Below are 15258 nucleotides of genomic sequence, written 5' to 3' on the forward strand. Positions count from 1 at the left end.
GCAAGATCGAAGAGGAATGGATGAAGCCGATATCGCCAGATGAAACCGCCGAATCCGATGACGCCGGCATCGCGGTGCGTGCAATGGAAGCCTGCATCGAACGGCAGGAGACGGGGCGCGCGGTGGAGGCGGCGCACGGCCTCCTCACGGACAGCATCGACGACGTGTTCAAGCAATTCGCCGCGCAAGGCGTGGAAGGAACGGAATCGCTCGTCGATGCCGTCGAGACCTTGATCGGCGGCATGTCGCCGGATGAAATAACGATGCTGCGCGCCCGGCTTTTCGACGGCGAAGCGGTGCTGCGAACGGCGGACGGCAAGCCCCATCCCGACGACGAGTTATCGCCGTCGTGGCGCGAGGGCGGCTATCCGTATCGCAACCTGATGGCGCGGCGCACGTACGAGAAGCAGAAGTACCGTCTTCAGGTCGAACTCCTGAAGCTGCAGGCGTGGGTGCGCGACACCGGCCAGCGCGTCGTGATCCTTTTCGAAGGGCGCGATGCGGCGGGCAAGGGCGGCGCCATCAAACGCTTCATGGAGCATCTGAATCCACGCGGCGCGCGCGTGGTGGCACTGGAAAAGCCGTCGGAACGCGAGCGCGGGCAATGGTACTTTCAGCGCTACGTCGAGCATCTTCCGACGGCGGGCGAGATCGTCCTCTTCGACCGCTCGTGGTACAACCGCGCGGGCGTCGAGCGCGTGATGGGCTTCTGCACGCCGCGCGAATACGATGAATTCATGCAGCAGGTGCCCGCATTCGAGCGGCATCTGTCGCAAAGCGGCACGCACGTCATCAAGCTATGGTTTTCGGTGAGCCGCGCCGAGCAGCGCCGCCGCTTCAAGGAGCGCGAGATTCATCCGCTCAAGCAGTGGAAGCTGAGCCCGGTCGATCTCGCATCGCTCGACAAGTGGGACGAGTACACCGAAGCGAAGGAAGCGATGTTCGCGCATACCGATAGCGCCGACACGCCCTGGACCGTCGTGCGCTCCGATTGCAAGAAGCGCGCGCGCCTCAACGCGATGCGCTATGTGCTGCACAAACTGCCGTATGCGAACCGCGATCACAAGGCGATCGGCGCGGTGGATCCGTTCATCGTCGGGCGGCCGTTTTAGCTCGCGTCGGCGCCGTCCATCAATGCCTGGGCGAGCAGGCGCGCGTGCGGCGTGAGCGCGTCGAAATCGCGCGCGCACAGATGCAGGCGGCGCGTCGCCCATGGCTCCGATAGCGGCACGATGGACAGCGCGGGCCTCTCCAGCATGCGCGCCGACGCTTCCGACAGGATCACGAGCCCGATGCCCGCCTCGACGAGCATCGCGACGTTGTCGATGCTGCGCATGCGAATCCGATAGCTGATCTGCCTGCCGAGCCTCGACGCGCGCTCGGCCAGATGCATTTCGAGCGCGGCGTCCGATAGCCCGACGAACGCCTCCCCGACGACTTCCGCGAACGCCACCGCGCTTTCCCCCGCAATGCGATGAGCGCGGTTCGCCACCACCACCAGCTGATCCTGCGCGAGCAGATGCGTCTTCAGGCGCCCGAGATCCGCCGTATCCGACACGACACCCAGATCGGCGCGACCTTCGGCAATCGCCTGCACGATCTCCACGCTCGGGCGCTCGTCGAGATCGACCGAAAGATCCGGGTAGGCTGCGAGAAACCGCGTGAGGCGCGGCGGCAGAAAGGCGGCGAGCGCCGCCGTGTTCGACATCAGCCTGATGCGGCCTTTGAGGCCGGTCGCGAACGAGCGCAACTCGCCGCGCATCTGCTCGACCTGGCCGAGTATCGCGCGCGCGTGGCGCACGAAGGCGTCGCCCGCGGCGGTCGCCTGCACGCCGCGCCGGTTGCGTTCGAGCAGCGGCGCGCCGAGCGCGGCTTCCATCCCCGCGATCCGCTCGCTCGCCGAAGCCAGCGCGAGATGCATCGCCTGCGCGCCCGCCGTGATGCTGCCGCGCTCGATCACGGTCAGGAAAAGCCGCATGTCGGTGAGGTCGAAACGCATCCCGCATCCTTCGGTTTTGCCGAAGCCTCGCATTGGAAATGCCAGATTGTAAGCGGCTGCCGGCATCGTTAGCATCTGTCGCATGCAACCCTTTCTTCTCGTTATCGGCGCGGGTTTTCTCGCGGGCGCGATGAACGCGCTGGCGGGCGGCGGCTCGTTCGTGAGCCTGCCCGCGATGATCGCCGCCGGCTTGCCACCGGTTCAGGCGAACGCTTCGAGCACCGTCGCGCTATTTCCCGGCGGCGTCGTGAGCGCGTGGGCCTATCGCGACGGGCTCGGTCCTGTCGGCTCGGTGTCGATCCGCAAGATGCTCGTCACGACGCTCATCGGCGGATTCGTCGGCGCGGCGCTGCTGCTGTCCACGTCGTCCAGGACGTTTTCTTTCGTGCTGCCCTGGCTGCTGCTGTGCGCGAGCTTCACGCTCGCGTTCGGCCGCAAGCTCGGCGAGGCGCTGCGGCGGCGCTGGCATATCGGCGCGTCGGCGGTGCTGTCGATCCAGTTCGTGCTCGGCGTGTATGGCGGATATTTCGGCGGCGCGGTCGGCATCATGATGATGGCCGTGTGGGGCCTGCTCGACGCGCGCGACCTGAAGAGCCTCAATGCGCCGCGCACCTTGCTCGTGAGCGCGGCCAACTCGGTCGCGGTGCTGACCTTCGCGGCGGCGCAGGCGGTGCGCTGGCCGGAGACGATCGCGATGCTGTTCGCGGCGATCGCGGGCGGCTATGGCGGCGCTCAGCTGGGCCGGCGCGCGCCGCCGCACTGGATACGCACGGGCACCTTGCTGGTGAGCGCCGGCATCACGATCGCATTCTTCGTGAAAATCTACGGGCCGATGATGTTGCATCGATGATGCGCGCGAGAAGCCCATGCGCAAGCACGCCGACGTTCGGAGAGACCATCATGATTCCCGCCTTGCTCGAGACCATCGGTGCGCTGTCCCTGCTGCTGAGCGTCGCGGCGAAGATCGCGCTGCTGCGCGATGACAGCCTGGACGATGCGCCGACGCCTTCAGCAATCCCGCATGCCTGCGCCGCGTGTTGCAGCCGCCGTGCGCGATGCGAAGCGCATCGCGGCGGCCGCGAGCGCGCGCCGCTCAGTGCGCGGTGCGCTCGAGCGGCGGCAGGCCGAGCGGCTTTCGCGCGGACTCGTAGGCACGGATGAAGCGCGGATCGTCGTCCAGCTCGCGCGCCATCCAGTTCGACAGATCCGCGCCGCACGCCGGTTCGGCAATATCGCGGAAGCACGGCGAATTCGCGGACATCATCGTCGCTGCCCAGTAGAAACTAAAGAGGGCCTGTTTCTCGGCAGGCTCCATCGAGATGGCGAGCGGATCGGTGCCGGAAAACCAGCGGTCGAGCTTCGTCGAAAGGGACGCTTCGGTTTCGTGGCTATCGTAGGAGAAGACATAGCCGCCGCCCGCCTGGGCCGTGTGAAAGTCGTTCATCACGACGTCGGCGACGAATCGCGCCGCTTTCGCATTGGCCGAAAACGTTTGCGCGTGCGCATTCCAAGCGAGCAACCAGAGCGCGACGAGCAATATGTTTGTTTTATGCCGCCTACGCGTACGGCATTTTTTCCGATCGCTTGACACGTTCACACGAATAAGAGGAAATAATTTCGCGCTGTCGCGAATCGGTATGACCTTGAATACTAAGCCGATTCTGCTGATATATTAATGTAACGGCGGCGCGCCGCAGGCGATATTCGCGCCGGAGAATCGGGTCATCGGACGAAGGAATCAGGTGTTCGATGTTTCGGCCTCGCCAATGCAAAACGGCCCATGCGGGCCGTTTCGTGCCATGAGGCGAGAGCGCTTGCTTACAGCGGCTGGATCGTCGAAGCCTGCTTGCCCTTGGGGCCTTGCTTGACTTCGAAGCTCACCTTCTGGTTCTCCTGGAGCGACTTGAAACCCTTCGACTGGATCTCGGAGAAATGTGCAAACAGGTCTTCGCCGCCGTCATCCGGCGTGATGAAACCAAAACCCTTTGCATCGTTGAACCACTTCACGGTACCTGTTGCCATTTTTTTCCAAACCCTTTGAGACGAATTTCGTTGAAGTTTGCGCTTCGAATTTTTTCGAGCGACAGGGAGTTTTACCATGCCGGAACGCCGAGTTCAAATAAGCGTTTTTGCTAAGAGACGCGACATAAGTGCGTCATACTACGTCCGGCGCCCGCCGTTCGGGTTGAAATCTTTTTGATCGGACCATATTCGCGCGCGCGTTCGATTATCCTCGACAAGTCGGTCAGGCAAACCACAAAGGGCACGTTTTCCATGGCACACACGCTTTCCAACGCCGCGCCACGCGTCACGTCCGGCATCCTTCGGCTCGATGCGCCGGAAATCCTGCAGGCGCGACGCGAGCTTGCGGCCTGCTTCCGGCTGGCGGCGTTGCATGGCTATGAAGAGGGCGTCTGCAATCACTTCTCGGCGATGGTGCCGGGCCGCGACGATCTGTTCTTCGTCAACCCATACGGCTATGCGTTCAGCGAGATCACGGCGTCGCGTCTTCTGATCTGCGACTTCGACGGCAATGTCATCGACGGCGAGGGCGAGCCCGAAGCGACCGCGTTCTATATCCATGCGCGCGTGCACAAGCTGCTGCCGCGCGTGAAGGCGGCCTTTCATACGCATATGCCGAACGCGACGGCGCTGTGCCTGCTCGAAGGGCCGCCGCTCGTGTGGGCGGGCCAGACCGCATTGAAGTTCTATGGCCGCACCGCCGTCGACGAGGACTACAACGGCCTGGCCCTCGACGATGCCGAAGGCGACCGCATCGCCCGCACGATGGGGGATGCCGATATCCTCTTCCTCAAGAATCACGGCGTGATGGTTGCGGGTGCAACTATCGCGGAGGCGTGGGACGATCTCTACTATCTGGAGCGCGCGGCGGAGGTGCAACTGCGGGCGATGAGCGCGAACCGGCCGCTCAAGCCGGTGCCGCACGAGATCGCGCAGCGCACCTACGAGCAGATGCGCGCGGGCGATGCCGAGAGTGCCCGGGCGCATCTCGCAAGCGGCATGCGGCAGTTGCGCGCGAGCGGCATCGACTTCGAAGCGTGATTACTTGCGCGTGCCAAAGCGCCTGAACCATCCCCGCTTGCCCATATCCGTCTGCTGCAGAAACACGGCAATCACGATGATCAGGCCTTTGAGCACGAGCTGCGTATTGCTGTCGATATCGTTGAGCAACAGGATATTGCTCAAGAAGCCGAAGATCAGCACGCCCGCCACCGTGCCCGACACGCGTCCGACGCCGCCCGCAAGACTCGTCCCGCCGATCACCACGGCGGCGATCGCATCGAGCTCCCAACCCATGCCGGCATCGGCCTTGCCCTGCCGATACTGCGCCGCGTAAAGCACGCCGACGAGCGCCGACAGCAACCCCGAGATCGCATACGCGGCCATCTTGTGACGCGCGACATCGAGGCCCGACACCACCGCGCATTTCTCGTTGCCGCCGATTGCATAGAGATACTTGCCGAACACGGTGCGATTCATCACGAAGCCCACCATCACGGCGATCACCAGAAAGAACAGGGCGGGCACCGGCACCACGTTGAAGAGCAGCGCGCGGAGCGCTTCGATATCGGTCGTCGCGTTGGTGCCGCTGTAGATCGAGTACACGGCCGTGTCCTGGCCCGCGATCAGGCGCGCGGCGCCGAGCACGCCGACCATCGCGGCGAGCGTCACGATGAAGGGCTGCATGCGCCCGCGCGTGATGATCCAGCCGTTGAGCGCACCGAGCGTGAAGCCCGCGAGCGGCACGATCCACATCACGGCGAGAAGCGGCATGCGATGCCCGCCGTGGAGCGCGATATACGCGCACGCCAGCGCCGCGATGACGAGCGCGATGCCCGCTTCCATCGCGATGGAAGCACGGCTCGCGACACGCGGCGCACGCGCATCGCGGGCGCGCATGATGCCGCGCACGACACCGAGCGCCGCGAATACGATCGCGAACACCGCGACCGCATCGAGCACGAGCGATGCGTACACCGCGCGATTCCAGCCGTCGGTGGTGAGCAGCATCGCGGTGAGCACGCTGCCGAGCCCCATGATGGCGCCGACCGAGAGATCGATGCCCGCGGTGATGATCACGAGCGTCATGCCGATGGAAATCACGCCGACGTTCGCGACTTGCCGGAACACGTCGGAGATATTCGCGCTCGACAGGAAGATGTTGCCGCCGTCGGCCGCGTGCGGCGACGTGAGCGCGCCGACCACGAGCAGCACGATGAGCCCCAGGTAATACTTGAGATACCTGAGGAGCGTGCTCAGGTGTCGCTGGCGTGCGGTGGCCGTGGGCTCGGCGAGTTGGTCCTGCGCGTGCAGCATGATTGGCGTCTCCGTTCATCGCTCAGGGCGATGCCATCCTGATGAGCACATCGCCCGAGAATTGCTCGCGTGTCAGTACGCCGCGCGCGCGTCCTTCGCACATCACGAGGATGCGGTCGGAGAGCAGCATCAGCTCGTCGATCTCCGAGCTCGCGACGATCACCGTCACGCCTTCGCGCGCGGCCGCGAGTATCTGCCGATAGATCTCGGCCTTCGCCGCGACATCGACGCCGCGTGTCGGCTCGTCGAGCAGGAGAATGCGCGGCTTCGTCATCAGCCATTTGCCGATGATGAGCTTCTGCTGATTGCCGCCCGATAACGTGCTCGCATCCTGCGCGAGATGGCGATGCTTCACGTTCGATGCCCGCGCCTGAGACGCAGCCCATGCCTGCATACGGCCGCGCCGATAGAACGGAAACCCCGGCGCGCGCGAGAGCGAGGGCAAGAGCAGATTCGCCTCGAGCGACTGATCGGGCACGAGCCCGTCCTTCTTGCGATCCTCGGTGACGAAGGCGAGTCCGGCGGCGACGGCGCGATCGGGCGAATCGATCGTGCGCGCATGGCCCGTCACATGAATATCACCTTCGCGCCGATACGGCGACACACCGAAGATCGCTTCGAGTATTTCCGTCTTGCCCGCGCCGAGCAGCCCCGAGATGCCGAACACTTCGCCTTGCTGCACGGCGAACGACACATCCGATACGAGCGCGCGCGCCGGTCCCCATAACGTGAGGCCGCGCACGTCGACCGCGAGCGGACGTTCCTGCGGCGCGTCGGCTTCGGTGCGCTCGGGCGGCGCGAAGTCCTTTCCGATCATCATCGACACGAGCGCCGACGACGATTCCACTTGCCGCATCTGCAAGGTCGCGATGCGCCTGCCATCGCGCAGAACGGTCACGCGATCCGCGACGGCGAAGACCTCGCCGAGCCGATGACTGATCAGCACGATGCCCATGCCGCGCTCACGCAACTCTTTGGTGAGCGTGAGCAGCGCGTGCGTTTCCGTATCGGAGAGGGCGGACGTGGGTTCATCCATGATGAGCACGCGCGCATCGGCGAGCAGCGCCTTCGCGATCTCGACGAGTTGCTTCTCGCCGACCCGCAAGGTGCCGACGAGCGTACTCGGCGGCGCGCGAAAGCCCAGTTGCGCGAGCACTTTCGCGGCCGAGGCGTACATCGCGCGCCGATCGGGAAAGCCGAAGCGCGTGCATCGCTCCTTGCCGAGAAAGATGTTATCGACGGCGGACAGCGTATCGACGAGGTTCAACTCCTGATGAATGATCGCGATGCCCGCGCGCGTCGCGTCGTTCACGCTCGTCATGCGCGTGGTCTCGCCGCGCACGCGGATGCTGCCCGCATCGGGCGAATAGAGGCCGCCCAATATCTTCATCAGGCTCGACTTGCCGGCGCCGTTCTCGCCGACGAGCGCGTGTATCTCGCCCGATGCGACATCGAAATCGACGCCCGACAGCGCGGCGCTGCCGTTGAACGAGATCGACAGGCCCGCGGCTTCGATGAGCGGCGCGGCGACGGTTGCCATCGCGTGTCTCCGCTTCGCTCAGTGGTTCGCGATATATTGCTTCGCGTTGTCCATGAAGATGCCTTGTGTCGGCAGCGTGACCTTCTTCGGCACCTTGTCGCCATGCAGCACCTTGAGCGACTGACGAATGCCTTCCGCGCCCGGCGTCGGATACATGAAGGTGCCCGCGAGCAGGCCTTGCGCGACCCACGTCGCGCCTTCCTGCGGCAAGCCGTCGATGCCGACGAACTTGATGCTCTTCTCGCGGCCCGCATCTTTCGCGGCGAGATAGGCGCCGTATGCCATCGGATCGTTGTGCGCGTAGACGACGTCGATCTTCGGCTGCACGCGCAGCACGGTCTTCATGTAGTCGTACGCCTTGTCCTGCTTCCAGTCGCAATCGACGCGCTCGCCCACGCGCTTGATGCCTTTCTCCTTGCCGACGACCTTTTCCGCGCCATCGTGACGATCGTGCGCGGGCTGCGCGCCAAAGCCGCCCCATATCTCGACGAGATTGCCTTGCGCCTTGCCCGGCCCGCCCATCAGCTTGACGATGAAGTTGCCCGCTTCCTGTCCGATCTCCACGTTATCGCCGCCGATGAACTGGGTGAACTGATCGCCATTCACTTCGCGATCGAGCACGAACACGGGAATGCCCGCCTTGAAGGCCTTTTCGACGACACCCGTCAGTCCCGCCGATTCCTTGGGCGAGATGAAGATCGCGTCCATCTTCTGCGTGATGAAGTTCTCCATGTCGGCATTCTGCTTGTCGGTGCGATCGCCCGCATCGGCAATGATCAGTTCGACCTCGGGATGCTTCGCGGCCTCGGCTTTCATATCCTTGTTGAACTGCACGCGCCACGGCTCGACCGTGGTGACCTGCGAGAACCCGAAGCGATACTTCTTCTGCTGCGCGAACGCCGGCTGAGCGATGAGCGCCGAGAACGTGCCGACCGCGCCGGCCAGCGGTGCGGCGATGAGACTCGCGGTGATGATGCGTCGTTTGCTGTCCATTGCGTCTCTCCTGTTATGGATGCCAGCTTCGGGTTCGGTCTTCGGTCGTGCTGTTGCTCTCGCTGGTTCTGATCGATGCTAATCGTCGATGAAAATAAAACGTTATAACCTTGGCGCTAGCGATCGGCGAGCACGGCCCGCTTGCGTGTGCGAGCGGTGCCATGCGGCGCAGCGCTGTTTTCTTTTGCCGATGCCTTGTACGGCGGCGCGGTGCTTTCGCGCACGCGCAGATCCGCTTTCATGCGCAGATGCACCGGCTCCGGCGATGATTCGCCTTGCAACTGTTTATGCAGCAGTTGCCAGATCGCGCGGCCCACGGCCTCCACCGGCTGATGAATCGAACTGATGCGCGGATGCAGCACGGACATCCACGGGGCATCGTCGAAAGAGAGCAGCGAGATTTCATCGGGCAGGCGCAGTTCGGCATCGCGTATCGCGCGCAGCGCGCCGAGCGTCGCGACGTTCGCGCCGGTGAAGAGCGCGGTAGGGCGCTCGCGCCCGGACAGGAGACCGAGCGTGGCCGCATGGCTTTCGGTATCCGTCATCCCGCATACGACGACGCGCGCATGACGCGCGAGCCCCGCGCGCTTCATCGCATCGAGATAGCCGTCCGCGCGCTCGCGGCTGTTGACGAGATCGAGCGCGTTGACGATGAATGTGATGCGCTTGTGCCCCAGCGCGATCAGATGCTCGGTGCCGTCGCTCGCGGCGCGGCGGCTGTCCGTGGTGACGGTGTTCGCGGGAAAACTGTTGTCGACGCGATCGGCCATGACGAGCGGCACATCGCATTCGCGCAGTTCTTCTATCGCGTGATCGTAGCCGTGACACGGAATGATGATCATGCCGGCCACTTGCCGCGAGAGGACGAAGCGTATGCGTTCGGCTTCACGCTCGGGATCTTCCTGCGCATGCGCGAGCAACAGGCGATAACCGCTTGCGAGCGCATGATCCTCGACCACGCACAAGAGTTGAATGAAGAACGAGTTCGTCAGGTCGGGCACGACGAAACCGATGGATGTCGAACGGCTGCTGCGCAATTCGGCCGCGAGGCTGTTGCGCCGATAGCCGAGCCGACGCGCGGCTTCCCACACTTGCTGACGTCGAGCGGGACTCACGCCTTCCGCGCCCGCCATGACTTTCGACGCGGTGCCCAGCGAGACGCCTGCCGCATTGGCGACATCCTTGAGCGTGCGAGCCGGTTTTTTTCTCGAGTCCAAGGCGCGGTGTCGTCGATATTCTGAAACGTTTCAGAATATTAGAAAGCACCGACACGCTGAGCAAATGAGTGTTTTTACCGAGCCGGGCGCGCCGCGTTACATCGAGATGTCGTGCAGCTCCTTCACGACAGGCGGGCCGATCCTGAAGTCTGAGAAGCGTACGGTGAGGCCGCCGCGCTCGGGCGTGCAGCACATCGGGCCGACGAGCCAGTGGGCATTCGCGCGGCTCGCGGGAAAGGGCGCGAGGCGCATGAGGGTCCAGTTGCGTTCATCGGAGCTGCACTGCACTTTCAATACGCCTTGCGCGATCGTCATGCGCAAGCGGAAGCGGTTCGACCCGGCGCGCGAGCCGAGCGACCAGTCGGAGCATTCATTCGTCAGGACGGTGCTGAACGTGAGCGCGCCATCGTTGTATTCGGCGCCGGCCTTGATCCAGCGCTCGGCGCTTTCGCGCACCATCAGGCCGGCCTGATCGTAGAGTGCGGAGAAGTCGCCGTCGACAGCGACGTCCGCGGTGAAATCGCCGTTCACGCTCGCCGCGAAAACATGGCCCGAATCACGCACGAAGCCGTAATGCGTCTTGCGCCAGAAGTCCGTGTTCTTATCCGTGGTGACGAAGAGCGTGTCGCTTTCGACACGCCATTGAGCGGGCTCGTTGATCCATTGGCATTGCTCGAACATGGCGTCTCCGTCGCGTGGATGGGCTGCGCAAGTATGTCATGACACGGCGCGCATCAGGCGGGTCGCGAATTGATCGTATGAAACGAACGAATGTTCGATGTGACGGCTTGCGTTCAGAGATCGAGGTCTTCCGCTTCCTTGCGCGCACGGCGCTCTTCGTTCGCGCGGCGCGCACGCAAGCGCTGACGCGACAACTGGGCGATCACTTCGCCCGTCGACGCACCCGCCGGAATTTCGTTGCGGATGACCTTGGGCACCATCGGCAATCCCATGCGCTGACGACGCAATGCGCGGGCAATGTTGGTGCGGCATTCCTGACCGTGACAATCCCATTCGTCACGGATTCGTTCACAGTAGGGACATTTTTCCATTCTTTGAGTCTACCGCGAAACGGTGACGGCTTACGCGCGCCTCACAACGCATCCCAGACGCCGCTGGCCGCCGTGCGCCTTGCGTAGTCCTCGAATGAACGGGCTTCACGATGCAAAGCGAGACGCACGCCGTCGGCGGGCGTTGCATTGCGGCCGTCGAGCACGGTGGTGAACAGATAGAGGATCAGATCGGTCTCCGGCTCCGATACGCCCGCTTCCAGCAGGCCCGCGCGAAATGCATCGGGCGGGACGGGCACGAGACGAAGTTCGCGCCGCGACGCCTGTGCGATGCATTCGAGGGCTTCGCCGAAGGAGATTGCCTGCGGGCCCGTCAGCTCGTAGAGCCTGTTTTCATGGCCTGGCTGCGTGAGCGCGGCGACAGCGGCATCGGCGATATCTTCCGCATCGACGAACGGCTCCTTGATATCGCCGACGGGCAGCGCGAGCGTGCCTTCGCGGATCGGATCGAGCAGGAAGCTCTCGCTGAAGTTCTGCATGAACCAGCTGCAACGCAAGATGGTCCAGCTCGCGCCCGAGCGTTGCAGCGCTTCTTCTGCCGCGCGTGCTTCTTCTTCGCCGCGTCCGGAGAGCAGAACGATGCGCTCCGTGCCGCTGGCACGGGCCGCATCGAAGAACGCGCTGACCGTATCGAGTGCGCCGGGTATCGCGAGGTCGGGCTGATACGTGACATAGGCGTGCTTCACGCCCGCGAGCGCCGCGCGCCATGTCGCGCGATCGTTCCAGTCGAAGCGAGGCTGCGTGGAGCGCGCGCACGCGCGGACGTCATGCCCTTGTGCGCGCAGCCGTTCCGCCACGCGGCGCCCTGTTTTGCCGTTGGCGCCGAGTACGAGGATGGGCGCGGCATCGAAGTCCGATTGAGCCATGACAGTCTCCAGTATTTGAAACGTGAGAGTTGCTCACGTTTAAAACATGATAGATACTCACATTCGACTGTCAAGGATTTTTGAGCGCGCATTCATGCGGCAAGGGGAGAGCCATGCAAGAGAAGCCGCCGCGAGTCGCAGCGAAAGGAGTCGCCGCGCGCAGGCAACCCGCGCAGCAACGCAGCCGCGAACGGCTCGATCGCATTCTGGAGATCGCGCAACGACTCATCGCGGAGAAGGGCAGCGAGCACGTGAAGATGAGCGAGATCGCCGAACTCGCGGAGATATCCATCGGCTCGCTGTATCAGTATTTCCCCGACAAGCGCGCGATCGTGCAAACGCTCGCCGGGAACTACGCGGCCGAGAGCCGCCGATGCGTGCGCGAGGCGCTCGAAGCCGTGCAGACCAAGGCGCAACTGCTCGACGCATTCGGCGCGCTCGTCGATCAATACTATGAGATCGTGCTGGACAAGCCGGTGATGCGCGACATATCGTCGGCGCTGCGATCGGACAAGGCGTTGATGAGCATCGAAATCGCGGAGAGCAAGGCCTGCGGCGCGATGCTCGCGACCGCCATCCGCCGCGTGACGCCGCGCGCGGACAGCAAGCGCGTCAATGCGCTCGCGTTCCTCATCTGGCAACTGGGCGAAGAGACGATGCGCCTCGCCGTCGCGCACAAGCGGGGCGAGGGCGCGTTACTGGTCGACGCTTACAAGCGGATGAGTTTGCGAGCGATAGAAGAGGCCTGAGTTCCTCGCGCTCATCCGCTCATCTGATTGGACGCGCCCGGACGCCGCGCCCGCTGATGACGATCGAGGCTGCGTTTCAATAACTTCTTCACGAGGCCTTTGAGAAAGTGGATCGAGCGATCGGCGCGCACGTGCAGATCGAAGGGCGCAAGCTCAACGACTTCCCGGCCGCTGCGTTCGGCGAGTGTCGCGCGCGTCTTGCGATGATCCACGGCCATGGCCGTGAGTGTCTCGGATGCCTGCTTGAACGATCCGCGATCCACGCGCGCGCCGACATAGCATGCGCGGCGAAACATCTTGTCGAAAAGGGTGAGCCAGAAGTCGTCCATGTCGCTGCCGTCGCAGCGCGCGAGCGCTTCCTTGCCATTGACCCGCAGATCCTGAACGTCGCGCAGCGTGAAGCGTTGCGTGATGCTGCCGTAGCGCCGGCGATAGCCGATCAACGGCTTCGGAATGCGATAGAGGCTGTCCGCGCGAAGATAGGTCGAGGGCACGATCGCGGCGTCCTCGTAATGTCGTCCCACCGGGAACGGCGCGGCGTCGAACAGGTCGGTGCGATAGACGCGCGCCCACGCGAACGTATGATAGTCTTCGGCGAATGTCAGCAGCGCCGCCCGATCCATCGGCCGGCCGCCGCCCGATGCGTCGTCGACCAGATCGATTCGATCGAGCTCGCGTCCGTCGTCGTCGATGATCTTGATGTTGTACTCGACCACATCCCACTTGCGCTCGGCGAGAACCGGCATGAGCGCTTCCGTGAAGCCCTTCAGATAGATGTCGTCGCCGTCGAGAAAGCCGACATAAGGCGTGCGGACCGCGGCGAGCCCCGTATTGCGCGCGGCGCTCAGCCCCTGGTTTTCCTGCTGTATCAATTCGATGTGCACGCCGCGATCGCGCTCGACGATCGCGCGCGCTGCCGCATAGGTCTCGTCGCGAGAACCGTCATCGACCACGATGATCTTCATCGCGTCGATATGAGGCTGGGACAGGAGGGACTCGAGCGCTTCCTCGATGTATCCCTCGATGTTGTACGCCGCCACGACGATGCTGAGCAGCGGGTTCGTGTCTCGCAAAGAGTCACTCTCAAACGGCATGGATGACGCTCCGTCGATTGATTTAGCTCTGTCTCTTCGCGCGCGGGGCGCAAAGAGCCGTCGTCGATGTCCCGTCGCGCCGCGCGCAACACGCGGCAGAACGGGTCATTTAATTGGTCTGATGGATGCGGCCCGTCCGATCAACGCATAAAGGCGGTGCGGCGACGCTTATTGTTGGAGCATGTCACGTCATACGGCGGGCCCCGAATGCCCCAGCCTGACGTACATGTCGATAAGAACAAACGCTAATAGAGCGGATTCAATGAAGCAGGTTCCCGAAGTGCAAGCATATTAACCTTTTAACAGCACGGAGCCGTGACATTCGAACATAGAAAGCGACTGTGCTCCACGGCGCACGGCGATCGGGATACTTCATCATGCTGCACTTTTTTCACCCCATCGGCACATCTTCGGCTTGCGGGATGAAAAACTTGCTGCCCGGTTCGAGCGGCGCTTGCACGGACATTCGTCGAGCAAGCGAGGTGCCACTGCCTTTTCAATGATGCATGTAGAGCCGTTGCCCGAGCGCCTGCGCAGAGGGCTGCGTCGTCCATCCGCTTTGCGCGGTGCTGTCGGTGCTTGCACCGTACTCGCGGTCGTACACCCTGTCGGCGTAGTGCGCGCCGGACTGATGCAGGCTTCCGTCGCGCTGCGTCTGGGCGACTTGTCCATTGGCTTCTGCGCGTATGACGGGCGCGACGGACTGCGCATAGGAAAGCATCGGCACCAGCGCGGTGAATGCAAGCAGGGCAGCCAATATCTTCTTCATGATCGTTCTCCTTGAATGGGTTGAACCCGAACAGAAGACTAGGAATCCGCGCGGCAGACAGAATTTGAGCTGCCGGTACTGACGCCACATCGTGCGGCGTCAACGCCGATTGCGGTTTGGTCCGCCATTGCGCGCAAAAATGGCTTTCCCGGCGGCGAAATCAGGGCAATGTTGTCCCCTTCGGGACTTACGCAGGCGTCATTTTCGACATTCTGCGTAGGTTCAGCGCCGCGCAGACGAGTTTCCATTCGGCCTGGGCCTTGGCCAGTCCGCGCATGCTGAATTGTCGAAATCCGAGAACGCTCTTTACCCAGGCATTCGGCGGTTCGGACAGCCATTTGCGCTTTCGATAGGCCGCCTGAGTTTGCGCACAAGTAAACTTGTCGGCCATCGCAGCGCATAGCGGGCGCTTCCGGGCATCGACCTTCACCTCTTTCTTGCCCTCGCGTCCGGGCGCCACGATCAGCTCGGCGGGATGCTCGCGCAATAGTTCGAACGTCGCCTCCGAGCGGTAGCCCGCATCGGCAAGGACTTGCTTGGGGGCGGCCCCGGCGTCGCGCGCTACCGCCGCCAGAACGATCGGCAATTGGCCGCTGTCGGCAGCACAGTTACCCAGTTCGGCC

General features: G+C 63.5%; 17 protein-coding genes. 4 read left to right on the top strand and 13 right to left on the bottom strand.

What is annotated here, in order from left to right:
• Positions 1-83 precede the first annotated feature (83 nt).
• A complete protein-coding gene (gene ppk2, locus AWB78_RS13325) occupies positions 84-1112 on the top strand; it encodes a polyphosphate kinase 2 (protein ID WP_198399265.1) in 1029 nt (342 codons plus the stop codon).
• Here ppk2 and AWB78_RS13330 read toward each other — a convergent pair.
• The gene (locus AWB78_RS13330) at positions 1109-1999 is read right to left on the bottom strand and encodes a LysR substrate-binding domain-containing protein (protein ID WP_062605079.1); all 891 of its coding nucleotides are present in this window, start codon (positions 1997-1999) and stop codon (positions 1109-1111) included. The two genes, ppk2 and AWB78_RS13330, sit on opposite strands and share 4 nt — an antisense overlap.
• An 82-nt stretch (positions 2000-2081) precedes the next feature.
• On the opposite strand from AWB78_RS13330, the gene AWB78_RS13335 reads away from it, so the two are divergent.
• Complete coding sequence (locus AWB78_RS13335; protein WP_062605047.1) at positions 2082-2849, top strand: sulfite exporter TauE/SafE family protein; 768 nt, start codon at positions 2082-2084, stop codon at positions 2847-2849.
• Between the two features lie 243 nt (positions 2850-3092).
• Here AWB78_RS13335 and AWB78_RS13340 read toward each other — a convergent pair whose 3' ends face one another.
• The gene (locus AWB78_RS13340) at positions 3093-3443 is read right to left on the bottom strand and encodes a hypothetical protein (RefSeq protein WP_232477695.1); all 351 of its coding nucleotides are present in this window, start codon (positions 3441-3443) and stop codon (positions 3093-3095) included.
• A gap of 374 nt (positions 3444-3817) precedes the next feature.
• On the bottom strand, positions 3818-4021 hold the full coding sequence (locus AWB78_RS13345; protein WP_008347993.1) for a cold-shock protein: 204 nt from the start codon (positions 4019-4021) through the stop codon (positions 3818-3820).
• A gap of 252 nt (positions 4022-4273) precedes the next feature.
• Between AWB78_RS13345 and AWB78_RS13350 the strand changes: the two genes are divergently transcribed.
• Positions 4274-5062 (top strand): aldolase, encoded by a 789-nt coding sequence (locus tag AWB78_RS13350; RefSeq protein ID WP_062605080.1) that lies wholly within the window; start codon positions 4274-4276, stop codon positions 5060-5062.
• Here AWB78_RS13350 and AWB78_RS13355 read toward each other — a convergent pair whose 3' ends face one another.
• The 7 genes from AWB78_RS13355 to AWB78_RS13385 all read right to left on the bottom strand — a co-directional run bounded on the left by AWB78_RS13355 (position 5063) and on the right by AWB78_RS13385 (position 12023).
• Positions 5063-6337, bottom strand: coding sequence for an ABC transporter permease (locus AWB78_RS13355; protein WP_062605049.1), 1275 nt, complete (start codon positions 6335-6337; stop codon positions 5063-5065).
• 22 nt (positions 6338-6359) lie between these two features.
• The gene (locus AWB78_RS13360) at positions 6360-7877 is read right to left on the bottom strand and encodes a sugar ABC transporter ATP-binding protein (RefSeq protein ID WP_062605050.1); all 1518 of its coding nucleotides are present in this window, start codon (positions 7875-7877) and stop codon (positions 6360-6362) included.
• An 18-nt stretch (positions 7878-7895) separates the two neighbouring features.
• Positions 7896-8870, bottom strand: a complete 975-nt coding sequence (locus AWB78_RS13365) for a substrate-binding domain-containing protein (protein WP_062605051.1) — start codon at positions 8868-8870, stop codon at positions 7896-7898.
• A gap of 116 nt (positions 8871-8986) precedes the next feature.
• A complete protein-coding gene (locus AWB78_RS13370; protein ID WP_074173436.1) occupies positions 8987-10087 on the bottom strand; it encodes a LacI family DNA-binding transcriptional regulator in 1101 nt (366 codons plus the stop codon).
• A 96-nt stretch (positions 10088-10183) separates the two neighbouring features.
• Positions 10184-10768: a DUF1349 domain-containing protein gene (locus AWB78_RS13375; protein ID WP_062605052.1), complete on the bottom strand. Its 585-nt coding sequence runs from the start codon at positions 10766-10768 to the stop codon at positions 10184-10186.
• A 113-nt stretch (positions 10769-10881) separates the two neighbouring features.
• Positions 10882-11139, bottom strand: coding sequence for a hypothetical protein (locus AWB78_RS13380; protein ID WP_062605053.1), 258 nt, complete (start codon positions 11137-11139; stop codon positions 10882-10884).
• Positions 11140-11180: 41 nt separating this feature from the next.
• Positions 11181-12023, bottom strand: coding sequence for an NAD(P)H-binding protein (locus AWB78_RS13385; protein WP_062605054.1), 843 nt, complete (start codon positions 12021-12023; stop codon positions 11181-11183).
• A 113-nt stretch (positions 12024-12136) separates the two neighbouring features.
• Between AWB78_RS13385 and AWB78_RS13390 the strand changes: the two genes are divergently transcribed.
• Positions 12137-12772 (top strand): TetR/AcrR family transcriptional regulator, encoded by a 636-nt coding sequence (locus AWB78_RS13390; protein WP_062605055.1) that lies wholly within the window; start codon positions 12137-12139, stop codon positions 12770-12772.
• A gap of 11 nt (positions 12773-12783) precedes the next feature.
• Here the strand turns inward: AWB78_RS13390 and AWB78_RS13395 are convergent, their stop codons facing one another.
• From AWB78_RS13395 to AWB78_RS13405, 3 genes are all read right to left on the bottom strand, one after another.
• Positions 12784-13866, bottom strand: a complete 1083-nt coding sequence (locus tag AWB78_RS13395) for a glycosyltransferase family 2 protein (protein ID WP_062605056.1) — start codon at positions 13864-13866, stop codon at positions 12784-12786.
• Positions 13867-14362: 496 nt separating this feature from the next.
• Positions 14363-14635 (bottom strand): hypothetical protein, encoded by a 273-nt coding sequence (locus AWB78_RS13400; RefSeq protein ID WP_062605057.1) that lies wholly within the window; start codon positions 14633-14635, stop codon positions 14363-14365.
• Positions 14636-14822: 187 nt separating this feature from the next.
• Positions 14823-15258 (bottom strand): transposase (locus AWB78_RS13405; RefSeq protein WP_157697502.1); only part of this gene is annotated, 436 nt, incomplete at its 5' end.

This window comes from Caballeronia calidae (genome assembly GCF_900044055.2).
Taxonomy (GTDB): Bacteria; Pseudomonadota; Gammaproteobacteria; order Burkholderiales; family Burkholderiaceae; genus Caballeronia; species Caballeronia calidae.